16 protein-coding genes are annotated in these 21,164 nt (G+C 39.5%); 11 read left to right on the top strand and 5 right to left on the bottom strand.

Translation table 11 applies throughout. From position 1 onward, the window contains the following. Window positions 1–2: 2 nt before the first annotated feature. On the top strand, window positions 3–1,835 hold the full coding sequence (gene htpG / locus CH364_RS16765) for a molecular chaperone HtpG (RefSeq protein ID WP_100744879.1): 1,833 nt from the start codon (window positions 3–5) through the stop codon (window positions 1,833–1,835). 57 nt (window positions 1,836–1,892) lie between these two features. Next, window positions 1,893–4,217: a sensor histidine kinase gene (locus tag CH364_RS16760; RefSeq protein ID WP_100744880.1), complete on the top strand. Its 2,325-nt coding sequence runs from the start codon at window positions 1,893–1,895 to the stop codon at window positions 4,215–4,217. Here the strand turns inward: CH364_RS16760 and CH364_RS16755 are convergent. Continuing rightward, window positions 4,207–5,010, bottom strand: coding sequence for a hypothetical protein (locus CH364_RS16755; RefSeq protein ID WP_100744881.1), 804 nt, complete (start codon window positions 5,008–5,010; stop codon window positions 4,207–4,209). The two genes, CH364_RS16760 and CH364_RS16755, sit on opposite strands and share 11 nt — an antisense overlap. Window positions 5,011–5,086: 76 nt before the next feature. On the opposite strand from CH364_RS16755, the gene CH364_RS16750 reads away from it, so the two are divergent. Continuing rightward, complete coding sequence (locus tag CH364_RS16750) at window positions 5,087–6,265, top strand: AZOBR_p60025 family cell surface glycopolymer formation protein (protein WP_100744882.1); 1,179 nt, start codon at window positions 5,087–5,089, stop codon at window positions 6,263–6,265. Continuing rightward, window positions 6,262–7,086, top strand: a complete 825-nt coding sequence (locus CH364_RS16745; protein WP_100744883.1) for a 1,4-dihydroxy-6-naphtoate synthase — start codon at window positions 6,262–6,264, stop codon at window positions 7,084–7,086. Before CH364_RS16750 ends, CH364_RS16745 begins: the two co-directional genes overlap by 4 nt. Here CH364_RS16745 and CH364_RS16740 read toward each other — a convergent pair. The 4 genes from CH364_RS16740 to CH364_RS16725 form a co-directional block, all read right to left on the bottom strand. Continuing rightward, a complete protein-coding gene (locus CH364_RS16740; protein WP_100744884.1) occupies window positions 7,072–9,582 on the bottom strand; it encodes a discoidin domain-containing protein in 2,511 nt (836 codons plus the stop codon). The two genes, CH364_RS16745 and CH364_RS16740, sit on opposite strands and share 15 nt — an antisense overlap. Window positions 9,583–9,632: 50 nt before the next feature. After that, window positions 9,633–10,520 carry a helix-turn-helix domain-containing protein gene (locus tag CH364_RS16735; protein WP_100744885.1) on the bottom strand — a complete coding sequence of 296 codons (888 nt, stop codon included), beginning with the start codon at window positions 10,518–10,520 and terminating at the stop codon, window positions 9,633–9,635. Window positions 10,521–10,895: 375 nt separating this feature from the next. Next, entirely contained in the window at window positions 10,896–11,717 is an 822-nt protein-coding gene (locus CH364_RS16730) for a ParB/RepB/Spo0J family partition protein (RefSeq protein WP_100744886.1), read from the bottom strand. Beyond that, complete coding sequence (locus CH364_RS16725) at window positions 11,701–12,453, bottom strand: ParA family protein (protein ID WP_100744887.1); 753 nt, start codon at window positions 12,451–12,453, stop codon at window positions 11,701–11,703. Before CH364_RS16725 ends, CH364_RS16730 begins: the two co-directional genes overlap by 17 nt. A 229-nt stretch (window positions 12,454–12,682) precedes the next feature. Between CH364_RS16725 and CH364_RS16720 the strand changes: the two genes are divergently transcribed. The 7 genes from CH364_RS16720 to asd all read left to right on the top strand — a co-directional run bounded on the left by CH364_RS16720 (window position 12,683) and on the right by asd (window position 21,150). Further along, window positions 12,683–13,999, top strand: coding sequence for a helix-turn-helix domain-containing protein (locus CH364_RS16720; protein WP_100744888.1), 1,317 nt, complete (start codon window positions 12,683–12,685; stop codon window positions 13,997–13,999). 2 nt (window positions 14,000–14,001) lie between these two features. Beyond that, complete coding sequence (locus CH364_RS16715; protein ID WP_100744889.1) at window positions 14,002–15,000, top strand: hypothetical protein; 999 nt, start codon at window positions 14,002–14,004, stop codon at window positions 14,998–15,000. 528 nt (window positions 15,001–15,528) lie between these two features. Continuing rightward, window positions 15,529–15,954, top strand: coding sequence for a phosphatidylinositol phospholipase (locus CH364_RS18870; protein WP_100744891.1), 426 nt, complete (start codon window positions 15,529–15,531; stop codon window positions 15,952–15,954). 864 nt (window positions 15,955–16,818) lie between these two features. Further along, complete coding sequence (locus tag CH364_RS16700) at window positions 16,819–17,034, top strand: hypothetical protein (protein WP_083901925.1); 216 nt, start codon at window positions 16,819–16,821, stop codon at window positions 17,032–17,034. 55 nt (window positions 17,035–17,089) lie between these two features. After that, window positions 17,090–18,535 carry an MBOAT family O-acyltransferase gene (locus CH364_RS16695; protein WP_279627926.1) on the top strand — a complete coding sequence of 482 codons (1,446 nt, stop codon included), beginning with the start codon at window positions 17,090–17,092 and terminating at the stop codon, window positions 18,533–18,535. A gap of 8 nt (window positions 18,536–18,543) precedes the next feature. Then, entirely contained in the window at window positions 18,544–20,064 is a 1,521-nt protein-coding gene (locus CH364_RS16690; protein WP_100744893.1) for a hypothetical protein, read from the top strand. 36 nt (window positions 20,065–20,100) lie between these two features. Then, on the top strand, window positions 20,101–21,150 hold the full coding sequence (gene asd, locus CH364_RS16685; protein WP_100744894.1) for an aspartate-semialdehyde dehydrogenase: 1,050 nt from the start codon (window positions 20,101–20,103) through the stop codon (window positions 21,148–21,150). Window positions 21,151–21,164 lie beyond the last annotated feature (14 nt).

Raw genomic sequence — 21,164 nt, 5'->3', positions numbered from 1 at the left:
GTATGTCAGCTGAAGAAACGGGAAAAATTAGCGTAGAAACAGAGAATATCTTTCCTATTATCAAAAAATGGTTATATTCCGAAAAAGATATTTTCTTAAGAGAATTAGTTTCAAACGCAAGTGATGCAATTACGAAACTAAAAAAAATCTCATTATCTGAAGAGTTCGATGGTGGAAACGATTATAAAATTGATTTAAACTTCGATGTAGATGCGAGAATTCTAAGTATCGAAGATAATGGTGTCGGAATGACAACCGAAGAAGTCAAAAAATATATCAATCAAATCGCTTTTTCGGGAGCCACAGATTTTGCAAAACAATATCAAAACGCTGAAAACAAAGCAGAAATCATTGGCCACTTTGGACTAGGATTTTATTCCTCGTTTATGGTTTCTAAAAAAGTAACCATAGAAACTAAATCATACAAAAAAGGACAAACAGCTGTTTTGTGGTCTAGCGAGTCAGGAACTGACTTTACTATTTCACCCATTGAGAAGGAAACCAGAGGAACCAAAATTTCTCTTTATCTGGACAACGAGTCTGGCGAATATTTAGACAAATGGAAATTAAAAGAATTAATCAAAAAATATTGTGATTTTTTACCAGTGGGAATCTATGTCCAAGGCGAAAAAGCAAACCGCGAAAAACCATTATGGTCGGAAGAACCTGCCAAAATCAATCAGGAAGAGTATAAAGACTTTTATTCATACCTATTCCCATTTTCAGGAGAATCACTTTTCCATATCCATTTAAACGTTGATTATCCGTTTCGTTTACAAGGAATATTATATTTTCCAAAGTTAACTCATGAATTAGAAGCTTCAAAAAATGGAATCAAACTTTTTTGTAATCACGTATTTGTCAGTGATAATGCAAGTGAACTCATCCCTCAATTTCTCACGATTTTAAAAGGAACAATAGACATCCCTGACCTACCTTTAAACGTTTCGAGATCTTACCTTCAGAACGATCCTTTAGTCAAAAAAATCTCAAATCATATCATTAAAAAAGTCGCTGACCGTTTGATTGAAGATTTCAAAAAAGACAGACCAAAATATGAATCAAACTGGAATGACATTTCTCTATTTGTAAAATATGGTGTGCTCACGGATGAAAAGTTTTTTGAGGCAATGAAAGATCACCTCATTTTTAAAAATTCAGAAGGTGGTTATTCTACAACTTCAGAATATTGGGAAAAGAATAAGGAAAAAAATCAAAACAAGATCTTTTATGCAAATGAAACAGAAATGGGATCTGTTTATATGGAACTTTTAAAATCGCAAGGATTAGAAGCCTTACTTGTAGACTCCAAAATTGACTCCCATCTTATCCAACATTTGGAAATGAAAAATCCGGATTGGAAGTTCCAAAGAGTTGATTCAGAAATAGCAGACCAAGTTGTGGATAAAGAAGCTCCCAAAGATTTAGTCAACGAAGATAACAAAACGGAATCAGAACGAATTCAAAATTTATTTTTATCATCCTTACCAACCGAAGGAGTTGAAATTAAAGTAGAAGCCCTCAAATCTTTGGAGGTTCCTGGAGTCATTCTGTTGCCAGAGTTTATGAGAAGGATGTCGGAAATGAACTCTATGTTAAACCGCGATGACATGAAAAACATTCTTAAATCACATACACTTATGATAAACTCCAAGTCTCCTCTTGTAAAATCCGCCTTACAAGTGTTTGAAGGAGTAAACCCAGAAAAGGGGAAAAAATTGGCTAGGACTATTTATGACCTTGCTTTACTCTCCGCAAAGGTGATGGATGAAAAGGAAGTTTCCGAGTATACCAAAAGAACTACCGAATTTCTCCAAGAGATTTTTTCTACTTAAAGACAAAACGCAATAGAAAGATTTGGCAACGATCCCTATTTTTGGGATTGTTGCCATGTGATCCAGATTTGTATAACAAGTCGTCTTAGTTCATTACCCGTTGTCGTCGCTTATAAAAAGGGATACTTCGAAGAATTTGGCGTCAAAGTCACTCTCCATGTAAATACCCACCATAAGGCCATCATGCCATTACTGGACGCTGGTCGAGTGGAAGCGGGAGAAGTACCAACCATTGCTTACTTACAAGACAGCTTTCTCAAAAAATCAAAACTCAAACGAATTTACAAAGGGATTTATCTTTATCATTCACCTTTATCATTTTATTCCCGATTCCAATTCAAACCTGAAGACCTCACAAGAAATAAAGCTTACATACTTCCCGTTCCTCACCAATATTCAGTAGAGAGACTTTATGCAGAAAAATTTTTAGAAGAATACGCTCCCAAAAATCCAGTTAAAGTAAGATACATTGATACTCCGGGGTTTTTAGAGGAAAAAGAATTTTTAAAACCTTCTTGTTTAGGTTTAGTCTCTGATCCATTTTCCAGCCCATTTCTTCGAAACTTTCAAGACTTTGCAAATACTCTGGAACTACCGATTCTCGAAACTAAATCATTTTTTCCGTCCACCTTACTTGCGTTCAGCGGCGATGCAGTTCTAAAAACCGGAAGAGAGATTTCTGGCGTTCTCCTTGCAGTCAAAAAAGCAATTGATCTTTTGCAAAACACAAACCAACTCAGTGCAGGAAACTTATGGGAAGACTTGCAACTCTCTCATTTTTATCCACATCTTAGAGTAGGGGAGACGAAAAATCTTTTAAACTCAAACCCTCTCATTCAAAAAGGAATCTTTTCTTATCAAGGAGACTCAATTACACTATTCCCACTCCTAAAAGATGTATATTTTCGACTCATACGAAGGGTAATCCAACCTGATGCGGTCAGAGCCGCGTTCGATTTTGATGAAATCCTTTCTGCGTTAGAACCAAAAAAAGTTTTTGATGTTCGAAAGTTAAATTCTTTCCAAGAGCCAGCAGAAACAAAACTGCATGCTCCTTCACAAATCAACTATAGAAAACTTAATGCTGTACGGCATCTTATTGTTGATGTTAACTCCGTTGTTTTAGATATTTTGCAAGGCAACTACAATTCAAGACTCAACTCAGATGAGACATTACAATTAGACAACCGAGTTAAAGTACTTGTTAACTCAATGTTAGATTCATTCAATGCAAAACTTGAATTACAAAGGGAAGAAATTACAGAACTTGAAAATTTAATCTCAATTTTAGAAATCAAATTAGATAGATCCGCCGTTGACTTACAATACTCAGAAGAAAAATATCGATATTTATTTGAATTTTCAAGAGAAGCCATTGCCCTCGTTGATGCTGACACAGGGAGTATTTTAGAAGCAAACAACCAATTTAGATCCCTTACTGGATACACTCGTGGCGATATCACAAAACTAAGTATTGAAGATATAATTTTAGGTAACCAAGTATCAAAGCAACTCCGATTTGGCTCTGATCTTTCCTCTGATACAATGTTATCTTTACCTGATGCAGAAATCATGTTAAAAGATGGCAACAAACTAGAAGTTGACATCAGTTTTACTTCCATACTTCTATCACCAAAAAAACGTTACCAGGTTCAATTCCGCCCCAACTCAGAAAAGAAAGAACAAGAAAGATTACAACATGAATTTATCTCCAATGTTAGCCATGAACTCAGAAGCCCCATGACAAACATTAGAGGTTACTTGGAATTTTTTAAATCGGACACATCATTACCTTTTAACACCGAACATAAAAACATGTTAGAAGTGATTGATAAAAACGCAAAAAGACTTAGCTTTTTAATCGAAAACCTACTCAAACTAACCACTTCGAGAGAAAAAGACAAAGAAGACGAAGTCATCGAAATATTTGATCCGGTCCCTGTAATTGAAGATGTCATTCATATGAATTCGCATCTTGCAAAAGGTAAACCCATCGAGTGGGACTTATCACTCAAAAAAGGTTTTTTCCTTCGAGGAATCAAATTTGAATTTTCTCAAATCATAACCAATTTGTATGTAAATGCCTTGAAATATACATCTAAAGGGAAAATTGGAATTTCAATTCGAGAAATCAATGGAAAAATCGAAATCATTGTAGAAGACACAGGTATAGGAATTGATCCAAATTATAAAAATCAAATCTTCGATCGGTTCTTTCGAATCCCATCTTCCGATAATAAAAAAATCGGGGGGACAGGACTTGGTTTATCTATTGTCAAATCACTCGTGGACAAAATGTCCGGAGAGATCTTTGTCGAAAGCACAATGGGCGAAGGAAGTAAATTTACAATTTTATTTCCTAAAGTAAACGTTACCGTTTAGAAGTTTTTTTCTTTTTGGGAATTTGTTTTTTCTTCGGCGCTACTTTTGTTTTGGCTTTGGAAGATAAATCATTCGGTTTCAACATCACAATCGCAGGCATATTTTTTTCTTCTAATTGCATACCAGAGAGTAAAAGTGACAACTCCAACATTTCCCTTGTTCCCAATAAATACATCATCTCAAGTGCTTTACTCATACCCAACTTTTTAAAAATCTGAATGGCATTGTTTACGCCAAAAAACTTAACAAGAACAGGCAATTCTTCTAAACCACGTTGTTTGATCCATTTTTTACAATCAGCAACTGAAAGTTCGCTCACAAGTTGAATGACAGAGCCTACTTGAATTTCATCTACCAACCAAAGGAAATCTTTCATTGGAATTTCTTTGAGTAACGCAATTGATTTTTCAATCCCTAAGGTTTTTAGAATTTCAACACTTGTTTCGCGACCTAATGTTTTTGCAAGTAACCCTACATCATAAGGAGGAATGCTCCTAGATACAAGGGCCAAATCTGTCATAGGCAGGGAATGAATAAAATAAACTAAATCATCATCCTCATTCTCTCGAATCATCTCTACGAGAATCTTCTCAGGGATTTGTTTGACTAGTTCCACAACCGTATCTTCACTTAATTTTTGAGTAAGAACGATCAACCTCTCCTTGGGAACCTTACCCGTCAAAGAAAGCAACTTCTCATAACCTAGATTCTTCAAAATCTGGAAGGATTTTTTGGGGCCAAGTTTTTCTAAATATTGATACACACTTTGGATTGTAACGAGAACTTCTTTCATTTACCCCAACTTTGGATACAAACTGTCAGAATCTTCATAAAATTCCAGAGAAATTCCTTTTCGAATCTGTTAAAATTTGCAAAATGGAAGTGTGAAGCTCTACCAACTTTGTTTTCTATTGGTTTTCTACATTTTGGGAGTAGGGATACTTATTTATTTCAAAATCGCACCCTATGACCATTCCCTTTCAGCATTAATTGGAATTTGGGAAGGGTTTTACGAAATCAATCCCAACCTGGTAGATACAAATTTTGTAATCTACAAATCCGGCGGATATGATGGGCAATTTTTCTACTTTCTCGCAAAAGATCTGTTTGATTCCTCAGATTGGGATTTGATTGTAGATTCTTATCATTTCCGCTTTCATCGTTTAGGGCTTTCTCTGTTTGCAGGTGCCGCTTCAAAATTATTGGGGTTTGCTTATTACCCGATCACCACACTCATCATTTTATTTTCTACTTTTTTGGTCTCTGTTATTTGTTTGTATTCCTTACTTCCAGAAACCAAAAAGTGGTTTGTTGTTTTTTATTTGTTTTCTCCATTTTCACTGAACGCCAATTTACTTTTAGTTGCCGATTCTCTATTTGTTAGTTTCGGAATCATTGCATTTTATTTTTTCAAAAACAAAAAACACAGTTTGTCTGTTTTCTTTTTTTTCCTGATGGTGATCACTCGCGAGTTAGGGGTTTTATTTTTAATTCCGATCATTTATAAAGCATTCATAGAAAAAAACTGGAAACATATGTTTGCCTATTCAATTCCCGGAATCACATTTTTATGTTTGGTAGTTTTTGGACTCATCCATCCGCCAAATCATTTGGGGACAAACCCCCTTGGTTTCAGAGACATGACAGACTTACCTTTATTTGGTTTTTTTAAAAGTTTTCAAGACCATGGTTCTTTTCAGTTCAAATTAAAAGAATTTCCAAAAATTTTATTTTTCATCTTATTCTTTTCTATTTCCATTGTCTCTCTTCAATCGATAAAAAACAATTTTTCAAAGGATATATATATACTTGTTCCAATTTTCGGAAGTTTGTTTGTCATTCTTATTGCCGAACAAGGCTATTGGCGATCCTTTGATAACCTAAGTCGAATGTTTACACTCATACTGCCATTTTCCTTGTTATTAGAAAATAAGCTTAAAAACCTTTTTTTACCTTTATTTTTAAGTATTTCTCTTAGTTTGTTTGTTTTTTTAATTGTAAGGATCATCTGGATCACACCCACAAAGGAGTTCTTTTTTAGCCTATGATTTCTTTAGCTTATTCCCCATGCCCAAACGATACATTTCTTTTTTACCATTTGATTCGAAACACGAATTACCCAGTCAGGGAAGAATTATACGATGTGGAAAACTTAAATGAATTCGCATTCCAAGGGAGATTTCCAGTCACAAAACTTTCGTTTGCTGCTTATTTCCATATCATTGAAAAATACATTTTATTAGAAACCGGATCTGCTTTAGGAAGAGGTTGTGGTCCCATCCTTGTCAGAAAAAAAAATTCCAAAACAGACTTAAACAATTACAAACAATTGTATATACCAGGTTTACTTACTACAGCAAACCTACTTTTGTCTTTATACACGAATGGAACACAAAAACCAACGGCACTTCGTTACGATGAGATCATTCCAAAGGTTTTGAGTGAAGAAGAAAGTCTTGGTGTCATCATCCATGAAGAAAGATTCACCTACGAAGAAAGAGGAATGGAAAAAGTAGTAGATCTAGGGGAATGGTGGGAAAAATCAACAGGATACCCGATCCCTTTAGGGGCTATCGCAATTCGAAGAGATATACCTCGCAAAGAGGCACTTTTATTCCAATCCAATCTCAGAGAAAGCCTTAATGCAGCATATTCAGAACCCAAAGAAATGATGGATTATATTCGCTCAAATTCACAAAACAAAGATGATGCGGTGATCAAATCCCATATCAACTTGTATGTAAATAATTTTACAAAAAACTTAGGGAATGAAGGGCACGGGGCAGTAGAGTATTTACTGAGAAGGGCGATTGAGGCAGGTTTTATAAAAAAACCCACCTCCCAGCCTTTGTTCTTAGGAGAAAGTTAACATACAAAGGATACTTCCTTTGTCTCGTTTACAAGCTTCAATGGCTTTTGCCACAAGCATTCCTGGTTTCAGTTTTGCCGGATCTGCTTTCACAGCATGGCCAGAGGAAAGCCCTGATACCAAAAGATCTCCCGGATAAATAGGAACTTGTGTTGCATCTACATGGATTTTAGTCATTCCTAGTAAGGCCACAAGAACGTATTCCACAGCCTTTTCTTGTTTTCCAAACACCACATGTGCATTGGCCACACAAACACCTATGACATTGGTGGAATAGGGGTGTTTGGATCTTCCCAAAACTCCCGGTTCCTCTGTTGCAATCAGCAAGTCTCCAGCCGTCACCACATCTTTGCCATCCAATCTAAAGTAACGAGCAATACACTCTTCGCCACCTTCTCTTGTAATGCGAAGATTCCCTTCAAACAAAGATTCACCATTGGCATAAATTGCTTTGCCAGAACCAGAAAGTTCAATTTCAGGAATCCCTTTTCCATCAACGATCAATGCATAATCGGATTGAGAAACGAAACGACCACCTGGTGCCGTCGTGCCGGCACCTAAAATCCCTGCCGATTTTTTGGATGCCTGTCCTTTAGAAATTCCCGAGACTCCCACAGATTCCCCGTATCCAGATACACCTGTGCCAACAGAAACTCCAACTACACCAGCTCCCACTTTAGTATTTTTTCCAAAAATGATCGCATCATTTGCCTGAGGAGGGACAAATCCTTTGGAGGAGGCTTCTGCCTCTCCTGTGATTTTCAGTAGTCCTGTATGAGAATTAAAATCATGTTCTTTTTCTGCATAAGAATGAGTATGAGGTTTTGGATCTCGTTTGTCTGACAATCTTGGATCATCAGATAACACTACCTTACCCGGAACCGCTTCTCCATGGTTCGCAAGTAGGACAATTCCTGCATCCTGAAACCCAGCCTTCGCCAAACGTTTGTCATTCCCTTGAACCACAGCGCCTGGTTTGGTTTCACCTGAATGAGCGAGTTGCACAATTCCATGAAGTTCGGTACTCGCATGTTTCAAACGTTTGTCGTTCCCTTGCACTACAGTGTTTGGCTCTTCTCCACCGTTTGATGCCAGTTGTACAATTCCTTTTGCAGTGGTTGTCGCATCTCTTAATCGTGGATCATCGCCTGTCACAACTTTATCTACAGCAACTTCACCTGCATCTGCCAACTGAACAAGTCCAACCGATTTTTTAGTGGCCACACGCAATCTAGAATCATTACCTTGGACTGCAACTCCCGGACGAGTTTCTCCATCTAATGCTAGTTCCACGATTCCTGGATGATCTGTGGAGGCACTCCGCAATCGTTCATCGTCCGACTGAACCACAAGACCTGGCCTTGCTTCGCCACTCCGAGACAACCTTACAAGACCATGTGTTAGTTCGGTGGCGATTTTTAGTCGTTTATCATTTCCTTGAACGGCAACACCAGGTTTTTCTTCCCCGTCTGAGGCCAATTCCACAATTCCTCGGTATTCGGTAGTGGCGTCGCGCAACCTTCTGTCGTTGGCTTGAACCACAACACCTTCTTTCACTTCCCCATCTACTGCCAAACGAATGATCCCGGAACGTAGGACTGAAGCATAAGGAAGAGGTTCCCTTGCTGGTCCACCATAATCTTTTTTATCTGGACTAGAATATAACTCGAGTTCGATGACTTCTGTCACATAATCTTTTTTATTTGATTGTTTCTCTTGAAAAAAAACTAATTTCAAATACCGTAAGTTAACAGGAGAAAATCTCCATTTATACCAAGTGCCAGGTTCCGACAAAAAGAAATTTTCTTCATGCAACTGGTGCCAAGTAATATCATCTTCGCTATAATAAGTAACAAAACGTTCCGGAAAATTTGTTGTTGGATCATTTTTAGTCAGCATTCGCATCTCTTCAATGCGATTCACGGAACCCATATCCAAAATCAAATATTCGTCTTCTGGTTCTTCCTTCTTTTTAGAAGACCATCCATAATCTGGCCTTGTATCAAAAAGATTTTCTTTCACAGCTAATCTATCCAATTCCGAACTTGCCTGGATGGATTGAACCCCAGTGATAAGAATCTTCAATTGACCAAAACTAATCCGATTTTTTCCGTTACTTGCCTTTCTAGAAATTTTGGATACAAACTTCACATAACGGGCGCTAGTGAGAGAAAATAGCCATTTTGCGGAAGTTTTAAAGGATTTTCGAAAAGAAGACTCTTGTAAGATCGGTTCCCAATACTTTCCATCATGGGACAATTCAAATCGGAAAGAGTCAGGGAAAAAATCCAATCCGTCTTTCCCTGGCAAAAGCTCTATCCCATTGAAATACACAACGTCATCAAACTTGAAGATGATGGAGGAAAGGGAGGACTGTTCCTTTTCTTCGAAAAAGGATAAAAATTCTTCATTTTTGATTTCAAAGGTTCCAGAAGTGGATACTGATTTGATGGGTAAAGAGTAGGGGTGGCTTGTGCGAATTAAATGATCTTTCATGCGCTTTTTGATGCTGATTCCTTCCAAAAAATACCGTTTTTCTATCCAGTCTATCGAATTTCACTGAGGCGTGAGCCTTCTTCCTTTTCTGAAAACACAACAAGGACTGTTGGTTTGACCCGCTCTGTAAAATACATTTGTACAATTTGGCGCAAATGTCCTTGGAGGGGAGAGCCTATGACAATGACATTCCCATCCATCTGCACCTGCATTCTTTCCAATTGGTTCCAGGAAGATTGGGTCAATTCCTTACTCGCCCAAGAAAGAAATCCAGCCCAAGAAGCAGGGTGAGACAGGCCATCCTCCATTGGAATTTTTTGCTCAGTTTTAAGCACTTCTTGTCGCTGTTTAGAGACCAACTCTCGGCAGAGGGACTGGAGGTATGTGTTGTCTGATTCCATATGCAATGAAACTGCTTTTTTATAGGCTTCTAACGCAATTTCAGGACCGAAAAGGGCAACAAGGTTTTCGAATCCTTTTTTACCTTCTTTTTCTCTCTCCATTTCCAAGGCAGCCGGCGTTGCCGGTACATTGTTTGTATTAGATATAGTTATATTAATATGGTTAGGGGTCCCATCTGCACCCCCCTTACCTGCCTGTTTCGCACCCTCAGGGGTACCCGTCTCGGAATCTCTGGGGGTGAAGTTTGTATCCCCCAGAGGGGTAATCCTGGAACCCTCATAGTGGAAGGAAAAATGATACCTGGTTGAGGTCCTGCCGCTCCCCGGAACTTGGTAGAGTAGGCCCGCCTGCGTGAGTTCTTTTTTCGCAGAGACAATGGATTTTTTGGTTTTGAAGCCAGTGAGTCGCATCAATGTCTCGGTGTTAGGCCATACCGGTTTAAAATTGTAATCACTGAATTTTAATAGAACTGGGTAGAGAGTTTTGGCGGCATGGGATAGGCCCGCCCAAACACCAGAATCTATGATGTCGGTCATCAGTCGGATATAGGGATGCCGCTGGTCGCTCACAAAAGCTCCTCCGCTTTTCTGCAAAAATTAAACCAAATTTAAGCAAATTTTACGAAGGAGTTGACATTATCTGACATAATGTTAATTATGTCTCATCCAACAACATTCCTTCGGGAAACCCCGACCCCCTGGAACACCAGGGGAATTTTTTTATGTTTCGGGTTGGGATACTACAGACCCCACGTCTCTTGATCACCAAGAAACGTTTGCTCAAACTCAAATCACTTTTATTATGTCACATTATTGTCGGATTCCGGCTGGTGTCAAGTTCGTACAGCATTTTTCCACTCGCAGCATATAAATTTTTTTCCTAAGTACTTGACTGCTTAGTACGTGTTTGGGTTATGCCGAGTCGCCGTATTTTTTGACCAATTCTTTGCGGATGAATTTATAGATATCTCCAAGGAGGATTTCATCATCCGAAAGGATTTGGATTCCGTTTCCAGACCTTCTTATTTTATACCCGGAAAGTAGGGAAGTTTTAGTAGGATTGGATTCATTTGATTTTGTTTGTTTGTTAAAGTCCTTTGCATCTCGGACAGTCTTCAAAGCTCCCTTGTGGAAGAGGGTTAAAAATTCGTCTAGACTTCCCTTTTTGGCGGCTTGGGCAGCTTGCACCAAAAGGTTCTTATTGTAGATTTCGTTTTTTTTGCATTTTTCTAAATCAACTTTTGACATAGAGGTGATGGAGAGGACTTCCGTCATGTAGCTACGGCTTTTCCCGAAAAGGTCACCTAACTCTTGATCTGTGTAGTTGTGGGAATTTTTTAAAAAGAGAAGGGCATCTACTTCTTCATAGGGGGAGAGATTTTCCCTTTGTAAGTTTTCTATGACAGCTAATTTATAAATTTCTTTATCTGGACGGTTTAAGATTTTGCATTCGATTTCGGACCAACCCAAAGATTTTGCAGCATGGTATCTTCGTTCGCCTGCGATGATTTTGTAAGAACCCTCTCGTTCGCCTTTGGACACGATGATCGGCTGTAGAAGCCCATCGGCCTTAAGGGTCTGGGCTAGTTCCTCAATTCCCTTTTTTCTTTCTTGTCTAGGTTGGTGTTCAGATGGTTCGATTCGGTCCATTCGAATGGTCCGAATGGTTCCGTCCAAATTTTCCGCTTGGTAGATATCGGCAAGAGTTCCGAGTCGTTTACTTTTTGAGCTCATTTAAGACCTCCTCGATAAAACCCTCATACTCTTGAGATTGCCTTGAAGTTTTGTTGTAATCAAAAACAGATTTTTTTGCAAGATGGCTTTCTCCGATCGCCACTCCATCAGAAATGGTGTGGTCGAAAATTCGGAAATATTTTGTCAAAACCGGGAGGATGGTTTTTGTCAGGAGGGTCTGGGGTTTTAGTTGGGTGATGAGAGCTCCCAAGATTTCCAGGTCCGGGTTGATTCTCTTTTTGATCGAAGAAATCGTTTGCTGTAGCCCCATGATCCCATCCATTGAAAACTTTTCGGCTTGGAGAGGGATGAGAACGTAGTTGGCAGCCACTAAACTGTTTACTGTGAAAATGGAAAGAGAAGGGGGACAATCAATGATGACAAAGTCAAAATCCTTAATTCCGGATAGTGAGTCTCTGAGAATATAGGGGGCCTCCACAGAGTTGACGGATACTGTTTCCATTTCCGCCAAACGCATGCTAGACGGCGCTATCCACAAATGCTCGTTATACGCAGGTGCGATGATTTCTTTGAGATTGGCTGAGTTTTGGAAAAGATGGGCGAGGTCTTTTTCGACCGTCTCTGGATTCAGAAATATTCCTGTGGAATTTGCCTGAGGATCCATATCGATGAGAAGGGTCTTAAGATTTCGACGTGCCAATCCCATGGCAAGATTCAAAGAAGTCGTTGTTTTTCCTTCTCCGCCTTTTTGGTTTGCAACTGCAATGGTGATCATCTATCTCTTTTTCCCTTCCCAAATGGTATGCTTTCTTGCCGAAAATTTGGGATCAATTGTATTTTTAGAAAGCACCAAAAAAAGGATTTTTCGGAACTTTCTTCCTTCATTGTCGGACATCCGACATACTGAAAATTAGCAAAAACTATCTCCTTTCTTTTGGTCGGACGTCCGACATTCAAATAGGTACGTACTTGACAAAGTGATTAAATTTAAACAGTTTCATAGCATGCCTTCCCAAGCCATTTCCCTACTTGCCTCTGAAATTACGGGCAAGGATTGGATGGAATCTGTCCTTCCCAATCTCTGGGAAAGGTTATGTACGGAGCTTGGGTTTTCGTCGGGTGTAGTGGTATTGAAAGCTGAGAACGAAGATTCCTTTTATGAATCTTCCAGTTTTGGTTATGGCGAAGACGGCTTTTATTATTCTTTTTTGAATCGAGATTCCTTACATTGGGAAGAGCTTATGAATTCCCAAGAGCCAGTGTTTTTTTCTGGAACTGAGTTCGAATTGTTTGGAAAAAAAACTAATGCCATGGCAGTTCCCATTCGCTCTGGGCAAAGGGAAATCGGATTTATTCTGGTCGAAATTGAAGAATCCTCCGAGGTTCCAGCTGGAATTTTTATCTCTCTTTTTTCTGAAAAAATTGGGAAGGAATGGGGAAGGACAAAACCTCAAACACCGCAGTTGGTCCTCAATAATCAAGAAAATTCGCAAGCCCTCTATCGCCAAGAAATCCCCAATCTGGATTTGGCAGTATCCGAATTTTCTAAACAGAAGGTTCTTTCTATCCTTGGTCCTCCCGGGTCTGGGAAAAAAAGTTTAGCCAAATGGATTCACCAAAACCATTTACCGGGGGCTCCTTTTTTGGTTATTGAATCTTTACCTGAACATTTTGGAAAACTGGAAAAAGCTCTTTCTGCTTGGGGGAGTGAATCTCGGAATGGGAGTTTGGTTTTAGTAGGGATCCACACTTTGAATCTGGGGCAACAACAAATTCTCTCCGATTGGTGGTCCAAGTCGGGTCATTCCGGGTCGTTATTTTTGTTAGGACCGGAAGAAATGGGCCAAGAATTATTGCCTGAGTTTGAAAGATTTTTGAGAAAAAATTCGTTGGTACTACCATCGCTAAGGTTTCTTCCAAAACTAAAATTGCAAACTTTGGTTCGGGCCATATTTGAAGAACTGTGTAGTTCGCAGAACCGATCGGGTTTGCAGTTAGGGGAATCGAGTTTGCAAGAATTGGTTTCTAGGTCTTATTCTGAAAATTTTACCGATTTAAGGAATGCTATTTTAACAGGAATTTTGACCTGTAGGTCAAACCAAGTGGAACTTTCTGATTTGGAACCTGGAAGATTTAAGATGGATTTAGAGATTCCTGATGCCGAAGATTTAGACTTGCGGCGCGGGACAGAGGCCTTAGAAAGGCAGAAGATTCTTCTGGCGATGCGGATCTTTTCGGGCAACCAAATCCGGATGGCAAAGGCCTTGGGTATTTCGAGAGGTTCCCTTCAGTATAAAATGAAACAGCTTGGGTTAATTTAAAGATGGATGATACTGTTTACGAAGAACGAAAAACCCCTGCTGGTTTTCTCGTCAAAGTACGCCTTTCCAAGCTGACCTACGTCGTTTTTACCGATTCAGGACCGGAAGTTCCAAAGGGTGCAAGGAATAATTCCATTGTCGTCAACGTCCCTAGGGTTGGTTTTTTTGGGGATGATTTTGATGTTTCCCACTTCCATTTAGGTGAACTTTCTTTTGTCAATGTTAAGGCAGGGAAATTGGTCATCCCTTACCAACACGGATTTTCCAACGAAATCAAAACCATCTATCTGGGGACAGGAAGCCTGAGCGATGTTCTGCCTGTTGTCATTTATCATTATAAAAATAAAGAAGATTTGATGGCGGCTTGGGAGCGGGGAGAGCAGGCACAATTCCTCGTTGTCGACGAAGAGATCCCTCGTTCCGATATGGTATCTTTCAAAATTCGTTATCCTAGTATGAACATTCTTGTGATCAAAAAAAGGATCAACACTTCGGCAGAATCACAGTCGCCCAAAAAAGACGAATCCAAAGACAAGGGTGTGGTTGATTACGACAAGGTACGAGCCACCGATGTTGCCAAAAATCAAAATCTAAATACCTATAGCGAGAACCCAGTATTTTTGGCAAGGATCCACCTCCGGGCTATGGAATTGGACAAAGTAAAACAACTCCTCTTGGACTTTCATTTATCTTCAGACGATGTCATGTTCATCCGAACTTTTTTAGATGTAATGATCAAAAACGAATTAAAAAAACCAGAACTCGACGTGGTAAAGCCACAGCTCATCGCCATGAATGAAGCTTTTCGATTGGCAGTCCTGATTTTAGAATTTCGTGTCGTCGATTTTGAAAAAGAATTGGACGCGGGGTTTTCTAAAGAGATCTCACATATGATTTACGCCCTGCTTGCAAAGGAACAAGAGACTGCACAAGACCTCGAACATGAAATTGTACTCTGGGAATGGAAGCTCTGCGTTCGGTCTCAAATCATTAAAAAATAGCCAAAATCACTAAAAAATGCTTTATTTTTCTTAGTTTTCAGTGAAAACTGAGGAGAACACTATGGTTTTCTTGGAAAAAACAAAAAAAATGGCACAAAAGTTGCAAAGCAGAGCCTCCTTGGCGTTGCTCGTTGTCTTTTTTGTTTTTCCTGTATCAGGTCTATTTGCAGATGTGGCAGACCTTCCAGTCATCATTCCAAGCGACGAACTCCTAACTCCGATTGAACTTAGGGATGGATTGGTTTACCAAGTTGTCGTTGAAGCAAAAACAGAAATGGCAACATCAGAGTCATTGCACTTGGAAAATGCACCAGTCGTTTTTTCTACTTCTTCCCTCTTTATAAATTCGGATTCGCAAATTGAATTTCCGTTCTCATCTGGAGGAGTGGAATTTGCAGCGGGAGTGCTGAACATTTCCCAACTGAAAAAATCAAATTTCACTTTTGGCGTTTTGGTTTTTGACAATGGACCAGAGCATTTCTCTGTAAAATCGATTGCCAGCCCAGGACTTTTTGGTTTTCTGGGGATATGTCTCAGCCGAAGCGAGTTGCCTTCCAAAAATTTCTCAACGCCATGCGAAAACTTTCAACCGAAGTCAATGACTCGGAGATTTGCAAACGATTGGAAATTCTTATGGCAACCAGTAAAGACGACCTCCCTTTGGCACATGTCAACCAGCTCCTCCAAGACGCAAAAAACTTCGATCCAAAGACCATCCCTGAGCCATACACTCAGTATGTCCGACATTTCATCTATATGGTCAAACGCAATGGCAGGGTCCCAAGCGATCTTTTGTCAGGAGAAGAGGAAAGGTCTGTCGATCGCTCTGGCTCAAAGTCATCTAAAAAGTCATCAATTGCAGGCAGTTCTAAATCCAAACGATCCACAGCTAAACCCACAATTCCTTTAAAAAAGGGGAAGACTTCCCCTAAATCTACTTCCAAAAAGTCTTAATTCATTTTAAATTCTCAAGTAAGAGGATCGCCCTGTGCTGCGCACAGGGGAGATTTGCAAAAATTCCATTTTGAGAGAACGGCTGAGAATTCCTCAGAAATTGACCATTTTTAATCACTTTTCAAAAAAATACCATATGTGCTCATCCCCGGGCATCCCCTTTTTCCAAGATTTGTAGAAATCGTCCAAAATTAGGCATTTACTGGACATGGGTTAAAAAAACTTAATTGCCTAGAATTGACCACCTTACGGTTGTTTTGTTCATTCGATAAGTCTGAGTTTGGGCATCTACTGTTCTGCCTAGGGCACCCAATTTTCGGCATGTTCCTTTTGCGGCAGGCAAGGGATGGGCGGTTCTCTGCTGCCCTCATTTGGACATGAATACTGGCCGGTTTATACTTACTTCCAGAAAGGCATGAACTTAAGGAGCGAAAAATAGAAAAAGAAGGGGTAGAAATCCGGACAACCTTAGCTGACCAGCGATGGTCAGATCTGAAATATTGTTCTATTCGCATCTTCACCAAAAAATAGAGGTTTTTGCCAATATCCCCCTGTGGGAATCACAGGAGGTCCCTAAGAGACTTTCGGGTGCTTCTATCCGCAATTTAGCATGATTTCACAGTAAGCAGGAAAAATATTCGCCCATTTCTCGGCAATTAGCATCGTAAAAGCTTCAATGTGCCTACGGTGGCGGGTTTTAAGGCAACCGGCGCATTGAATTTTCGGGGGAGCAAATAATAGCCTATTCGGGTGATTTCGCTGACATATTGTCATGTGTAGCGAAATCACATCTGTATGTAATATTGTCAGGTCCCTGAATAGTGGTTGCCACTCCGTGCTTCCGCTTCCACCGTTCTCTTTTATATGGCGGAAACGATTCGATTGAGAGTGAAATGTCATGCTTGTTCCAATTTGATTGAAGGGACGGCGAAATATGGTTCCGGGCACTTTGTTCCCGAGGGAATCGTGTTTGATTTTGTTGCAGTAGGCAAGGTAGAAGGAGCCCAAGGGCGGCGAGTGAAGGCAGAGGTGACCTGCACCTGCCCTAACTGCGGAGTGAAATGCAAGTACAATGTATAATTGATTAAATATAGGCATATTTATGCTTTTTAATTCGGCAGTATTTGGGTTTTTTTTGGCGACCTCGCTATCCTTTTGGATTTGTTTGCGTTGGTTAAGTGTCAATTTTTGGCAGAAAAACGTTTTCGGAAGGGCAGAAAATAGCTTATCATTAATCGTTTACTTGCTTGTTATCAGTGCTTTATTTTATTGTTATTGGACTCCTATTTATTTTCTGCTTCTGGTTTGGGTTGCTTGTGTGGATTTTTCGGTCTCACGGGCCTTGGATTTACTGAGCGGAAGACGAATTCGCTTAGCTTTACTTCTTCTGTCTTTATCCAATAGCCTTGGTATTCTATTTTTCTTTAAGTATGGGCATTTTATTGCTGAAAATTGGGCAATTATTGTTGGCCTGCCCCTCGACCCTGCAAAGTTTTGGGACCAATGGCTCCTACCTGTAGGAATTTCCTTTTATACGTTTCAATCTGTTTCTTATGTAGTCGACGTTTACAGACGAGAATTGAATTCAGAAAGAAATTTCCTTTCGTATTTGCTCTTTTTATCTTTTTTCCCTCAGTTAGTGGCGGGACCGATTGTGACCGCAAAGTCTTTTTTGCCTCAAATCCGTAGGCCTCTCCCCTTTATTCGGATTCCTGTCCTTTTTGCCTTTTTTCTGATTTTGTTAGGATTATTCAAAAAGATGGTATTGGCAGACCATTTAGGAGAGATTTCAGATTTAGCTTTTTCGAAACCTGGGGATGTCTCTACCAAGACGTTATGGATGGGAATGTTCAGTTATTCGATGCAGATCTATTGTGATTTTTCTGGATATACTGATATTGCCCAGGGCACGGCACTTCTTTTTGGTTTCCGATTGCCTGAAAATTTTAGGATGCCATACCTTGCCTCTGGCTTTTCTGAATTTTGGACTCGGTGGCATATTTCTCTTTCACAGTGGCTCAAAAAATACATTTACTTTTCGTTAGGTGGAAATCGGATCGGGCCACTATTTACTTATAGGAATCTTTTTTTAGTGATGGCCATTGGAGGGCTTTGGCATGGGGCCTCTTGGAATTTCGTGGTTTGGGGGTGCTGTCATGGAATTTTACTCATTATTGAAAGATGGGTATCTCACCACTTCTCTAGTGAATCCACCTTATGGATCCGACCAATACAAATCTTGGGAACTTTTATTTTAGTCAGTTTGCTTTGGGTATTCTTTCGAAGTGCTGATTTTAGCACGGCTCTGTGCTACCTACAGGGCCTTTTTTCAAAAAAAGAGGGTTTTTCGCTTCCTTATACATTTGAAATGAACTTTTTATACTGTTTATTTATCATTTTGATCGGCCATATTTGGGGGAGTTTTTATTTTAAGGACAATAAGCAGTTGTTAGATGGATTGAGAAAATGGGAGAATTCATTAGGAAAAACGGCCTTTTTTGGAGTTTTGGCTTCTGTTTCACTCGTTTTGATTGTATTGTTATCGGCCGAAAGTAAACCTTTTGTGTATTTTGTTTTTTAGGTAGGAAAATGAAACAGAGGATTTTGGTAATATGTTTCTTTTTGGTTTCCTTGTTTGGTCTTGATTTTTTGTTTTTTAAAAAATTACAGTTTTTATTGCCCAATGAGTCTCCTTGGAATACGAACCATTTTTTCAATTTTTTATATGAGTATGAGAGAATCCGGAAAATACCAAAAATAAAAAAAAGGGTCATCATCGTTGGTAGTTCCGTTGCCTATTATTCGATAGATTCACGTAAACTCAAAGAATCACTCCTTCTTGATTATGATTTAGATGTGGATGTTTTTTACTTAGCTTATGCCGGTAATAGCCCACTCTATGTGTTTTTATTACTCAATTGGCTTGATCCTTTGGAACCTGACCTAGTTGTGTATCCTGTCAATTTCATTGATTATAGACTCCACCGAACTTACGTTATCTTCCCTGAGGGAAGAAACGATTCCGTTGATGAATCGGTGGTTGTAAGAGATGCCCTCACCTTTGGTGAAGCCCCTCAGTCTTTGTGGGTATTCCCTTGGGAGACTTTGAAAGAAGTTGGCTCATCGATGGATTGGGATACTTGGTCACGTTACGTAATCTCTTCAGGATTTTCGTTTTATCGTTATAAAGATATATATCTGCAGAATATACAGAATTTAATCCAACACCGTTTTGGACGGAATACCAGTTACCATGCATATGTAGGAGCCTCCATACCTGAAGGAATCAACGGGCTTGGTTGGACTGGGCAAAAATTTAGTTTTTTTCCGACAGAAAAAATCAAAAACAAGGGGTTTTGGGTGGAAGTCACTCAGTTTCTTTTGGCTGGAAAACCTTGCCGGATGGAAATTACGAATGGAACCAGTCGGCAGGAAATGATTCTGGATCGGGAAGGTTGGGTTCGTCTTCGATTGGATTCAAAATTCTTTCAGGAAAAAAAGTTAGTCACTGTCAAATTAGAGCGGGTGTGGTTTGCGAACGAGGCAACCGGCGCCTATTTAGATTACCATTTTGATCCTATGGGAGTTCGTCTAGAACAGACATTTGGGCTCGAAGAAGCAAAGTCTGGGATCCAGTATGAAAGGGAACCAAGAACGGAAGATTTTCGTTATTTAGGTATGAAAGACGAAGAATACCGAAAGTATTTTTATTACCGGTTGCTTGAGGGTTTGGAAAAAAGACCAGGGATTGGATACCTCGTTGCCTTAAAATTGGCAAAAGAAAGGATTCGCAAGGAAACCTTCCGGCCGTATTTCCACTTTCGGTATCTCAAAAAAATTGCAGACCATTTCCGAGAGCGAAATGTTCCATTTTTACTCATTAACAATCCTGAAAATCCTATTTCGCTAGAGTGGTACGAAGATTCGAATTGGTACAGGGATCATCTCCGTTACTTACAATCTTTGGAAGGTGGGTCCGTCTATTATTGGGACATTCACCGAAGATTGCCCATGCAAGGTTTTTCTGACTTCCACCACTTTACATATTTAGGAATGGAACAAATGAATCCGATTTATGCCAAAAGAATTGGAAATCTCTTTCCGAAATAGGATGTTTTTCAATCCTTACATTAGTTAAGGAATTTTATGGAAAAAATCAAAGTTGGAGTCCTGGGAGCAACAGGTTCCGTCGGTCAAAGATTCATTCAACTTTTGGAGAATCACCCTTATTTTACGGTGACCCATTTGGCAGCTTCAGAAAAAAGTGCCGGTCAAACTTATGGTGAGGTGATGAAATCTCGTTGGAAGATTTCATCTGATATCCCAACATACGCAAAAGACATTATCATTACATTACCAAATCCTGAAGTGACGAAGGGCGTGCAACTCGTGTTCAGTGGTCTTGATGCATCGATTGCTGGCGAAGTAGAAACTGCTTATGCAGAAGCAGGAGTGATGGTTCTTTCCAATTCGAAAAACCATAGAATGGATCTCAATGTTCCCATTCTTTCGGCAGAAGTGAACGCACACCATTTGGATGTTTTACAATTCCAAAAGACCAAAGGAAAAATCATTACCAATTCTAATTGTACGATTATGGGTGTTACGATATCCTTAAAACCTTTAATGGATGCCTTCGGTTTAAAGTCTGTTATGTTATTTTCTATGCAGGCCATTTCGGGCGCAGGATACCCTGGGGTTCCAACGATGGATATTCTGGGAAATGTGGTACCTTATATTGGTGGCGAAGAAGACAAAGCAGAAATCGAACCACAAAAATGTTTGGGAACCGTGAAAGACGGAGTGATCAAATCCGCAGATTTTAAAATTTCGGCACATTGCAATCGTGTTCCGGTTTTTGACGGCCATACCGTTTGTGTTTCTGTTTCTTTTGATAAAAAACCAAAAAAAGAAGAGATTCTGAAAGTTTGGGCCGATTTTCAAGGGGAACCACAGAAATTGGGATTGCCGTTTGCACCAAACCCGGCTATTCTCTATCGCGAAGAAAATGATAGACCTCAACCACGTCTAGATTTAGAGACCGGAAGAGGAATGACAACCGTTGTCGGAAGACTAAGAGAAGATCCAATTTTGGATTGGAAATGGGTAGTGCTTTCGCATAACACGATTCGAGGTGCAGCAGGTGCTGCAATTTTGAATGCTGAGTTGCTTTATAAAAAAGGATTTTTTAACTAAGGAAATTTTTAGGT

It is taken from the genome of Leptospira harrisiae (assembly GCF_002811945.1).
GTDB lineage: Bacteria > Spirochaetota > Leptospiria > Leptospirales > Leptospiraceae > Leptospira_A > Leptospira_A harrisiae.
This window is presented reverse-complemented; position numbering and strand designations above follow the sequence as displayed.

Coding starts and splice junctions, on each gene's coding strand:
- CH364_RS16700 (WP_083901925.1), top strand. CDS start 16,819: ATGGCGGAAACGATTCGATTGAGAGTGAAATGTCATGCTTGTTCCAAT.
- CH364_RS16725 (WP_100744887.1), bottom strand. CDS start 12,453: ATGATCACCATTGCAGTTGCAAACCAAAAAGGCGGAGAAGGAAAAACA.
- CH364_RS18870 (WP_100744891.1), top strand. CDS start 15,529: ATGTCTCAGCCGAAGCGAGTTGCCTTCCAAAAATTTCTCAACGCCATG.
- CH364_RS16715 (WP_100744889.1), top strand. CDS start 14,002: ATGGATGATACTGTTTACGAAGAACGAAAAACCCCTGCTGGTTTTCTC.
- htpG (WP_100744879.1), top strand. CDS start 3: ATGTCAGCTGAAGAAACGGGAAAAATTAGCGTAGAAACAGAGAATATC.
- asd (WP_100744894.1), top strand. CDS start 20,101: ATGGAAAAAATCAAAGTTGGAGTCCTGGGAGCAACAGGTTCCGTCGGT.
- CH364_RS16720 (WP_100744888.1), top strand. CDS start 12,683: ATGCCTTCCCAAGCCATTTCCCTACTTGCCTCTGAAATTACGGGCAAG.
- CH364_RS16740 (WP_100744884.1), bottom strand. CDS start 9,582: ATGAAAGATCATTTAATTCGCACAAGCCACCCCTACTCTTTACCCATC.
- CH364_RS16745 (WP_100744883.1), top strand. CDS start 6,262: ATGATTTCTTTAGCTTATTCCCCATGCCCAAACGATACATTTCTTTTT.
- CH364_RS16730 (WP_100744886.1), bottom strand. CDS start 11,717: ATGAGCTCAAAAAGTAAACGACTCGGAACTCTTGCCGATATCTACCAA.
- CH364_RS16690 (WP_100744893.1), top strand. CDS start 18,544: ATGAAACAGAGGATTTTGGTAATATGTTTCTTTTTGGTTTCCTTGTTT.
- CH364_RS16755 (WP_100744881.1), bottom strand. CDS start 5,010: ATGAAAGAAGTTCTCGTTACAATCCAAAGTGTGTATCAATATTTAGAA.
- CH364_RS16735 (WP_100744885.1), bottom strand. CDS start 10,520: ATGACCGACATCATAGATTCTGGTGTTTGGGCGGGCCTATCCCATGCC.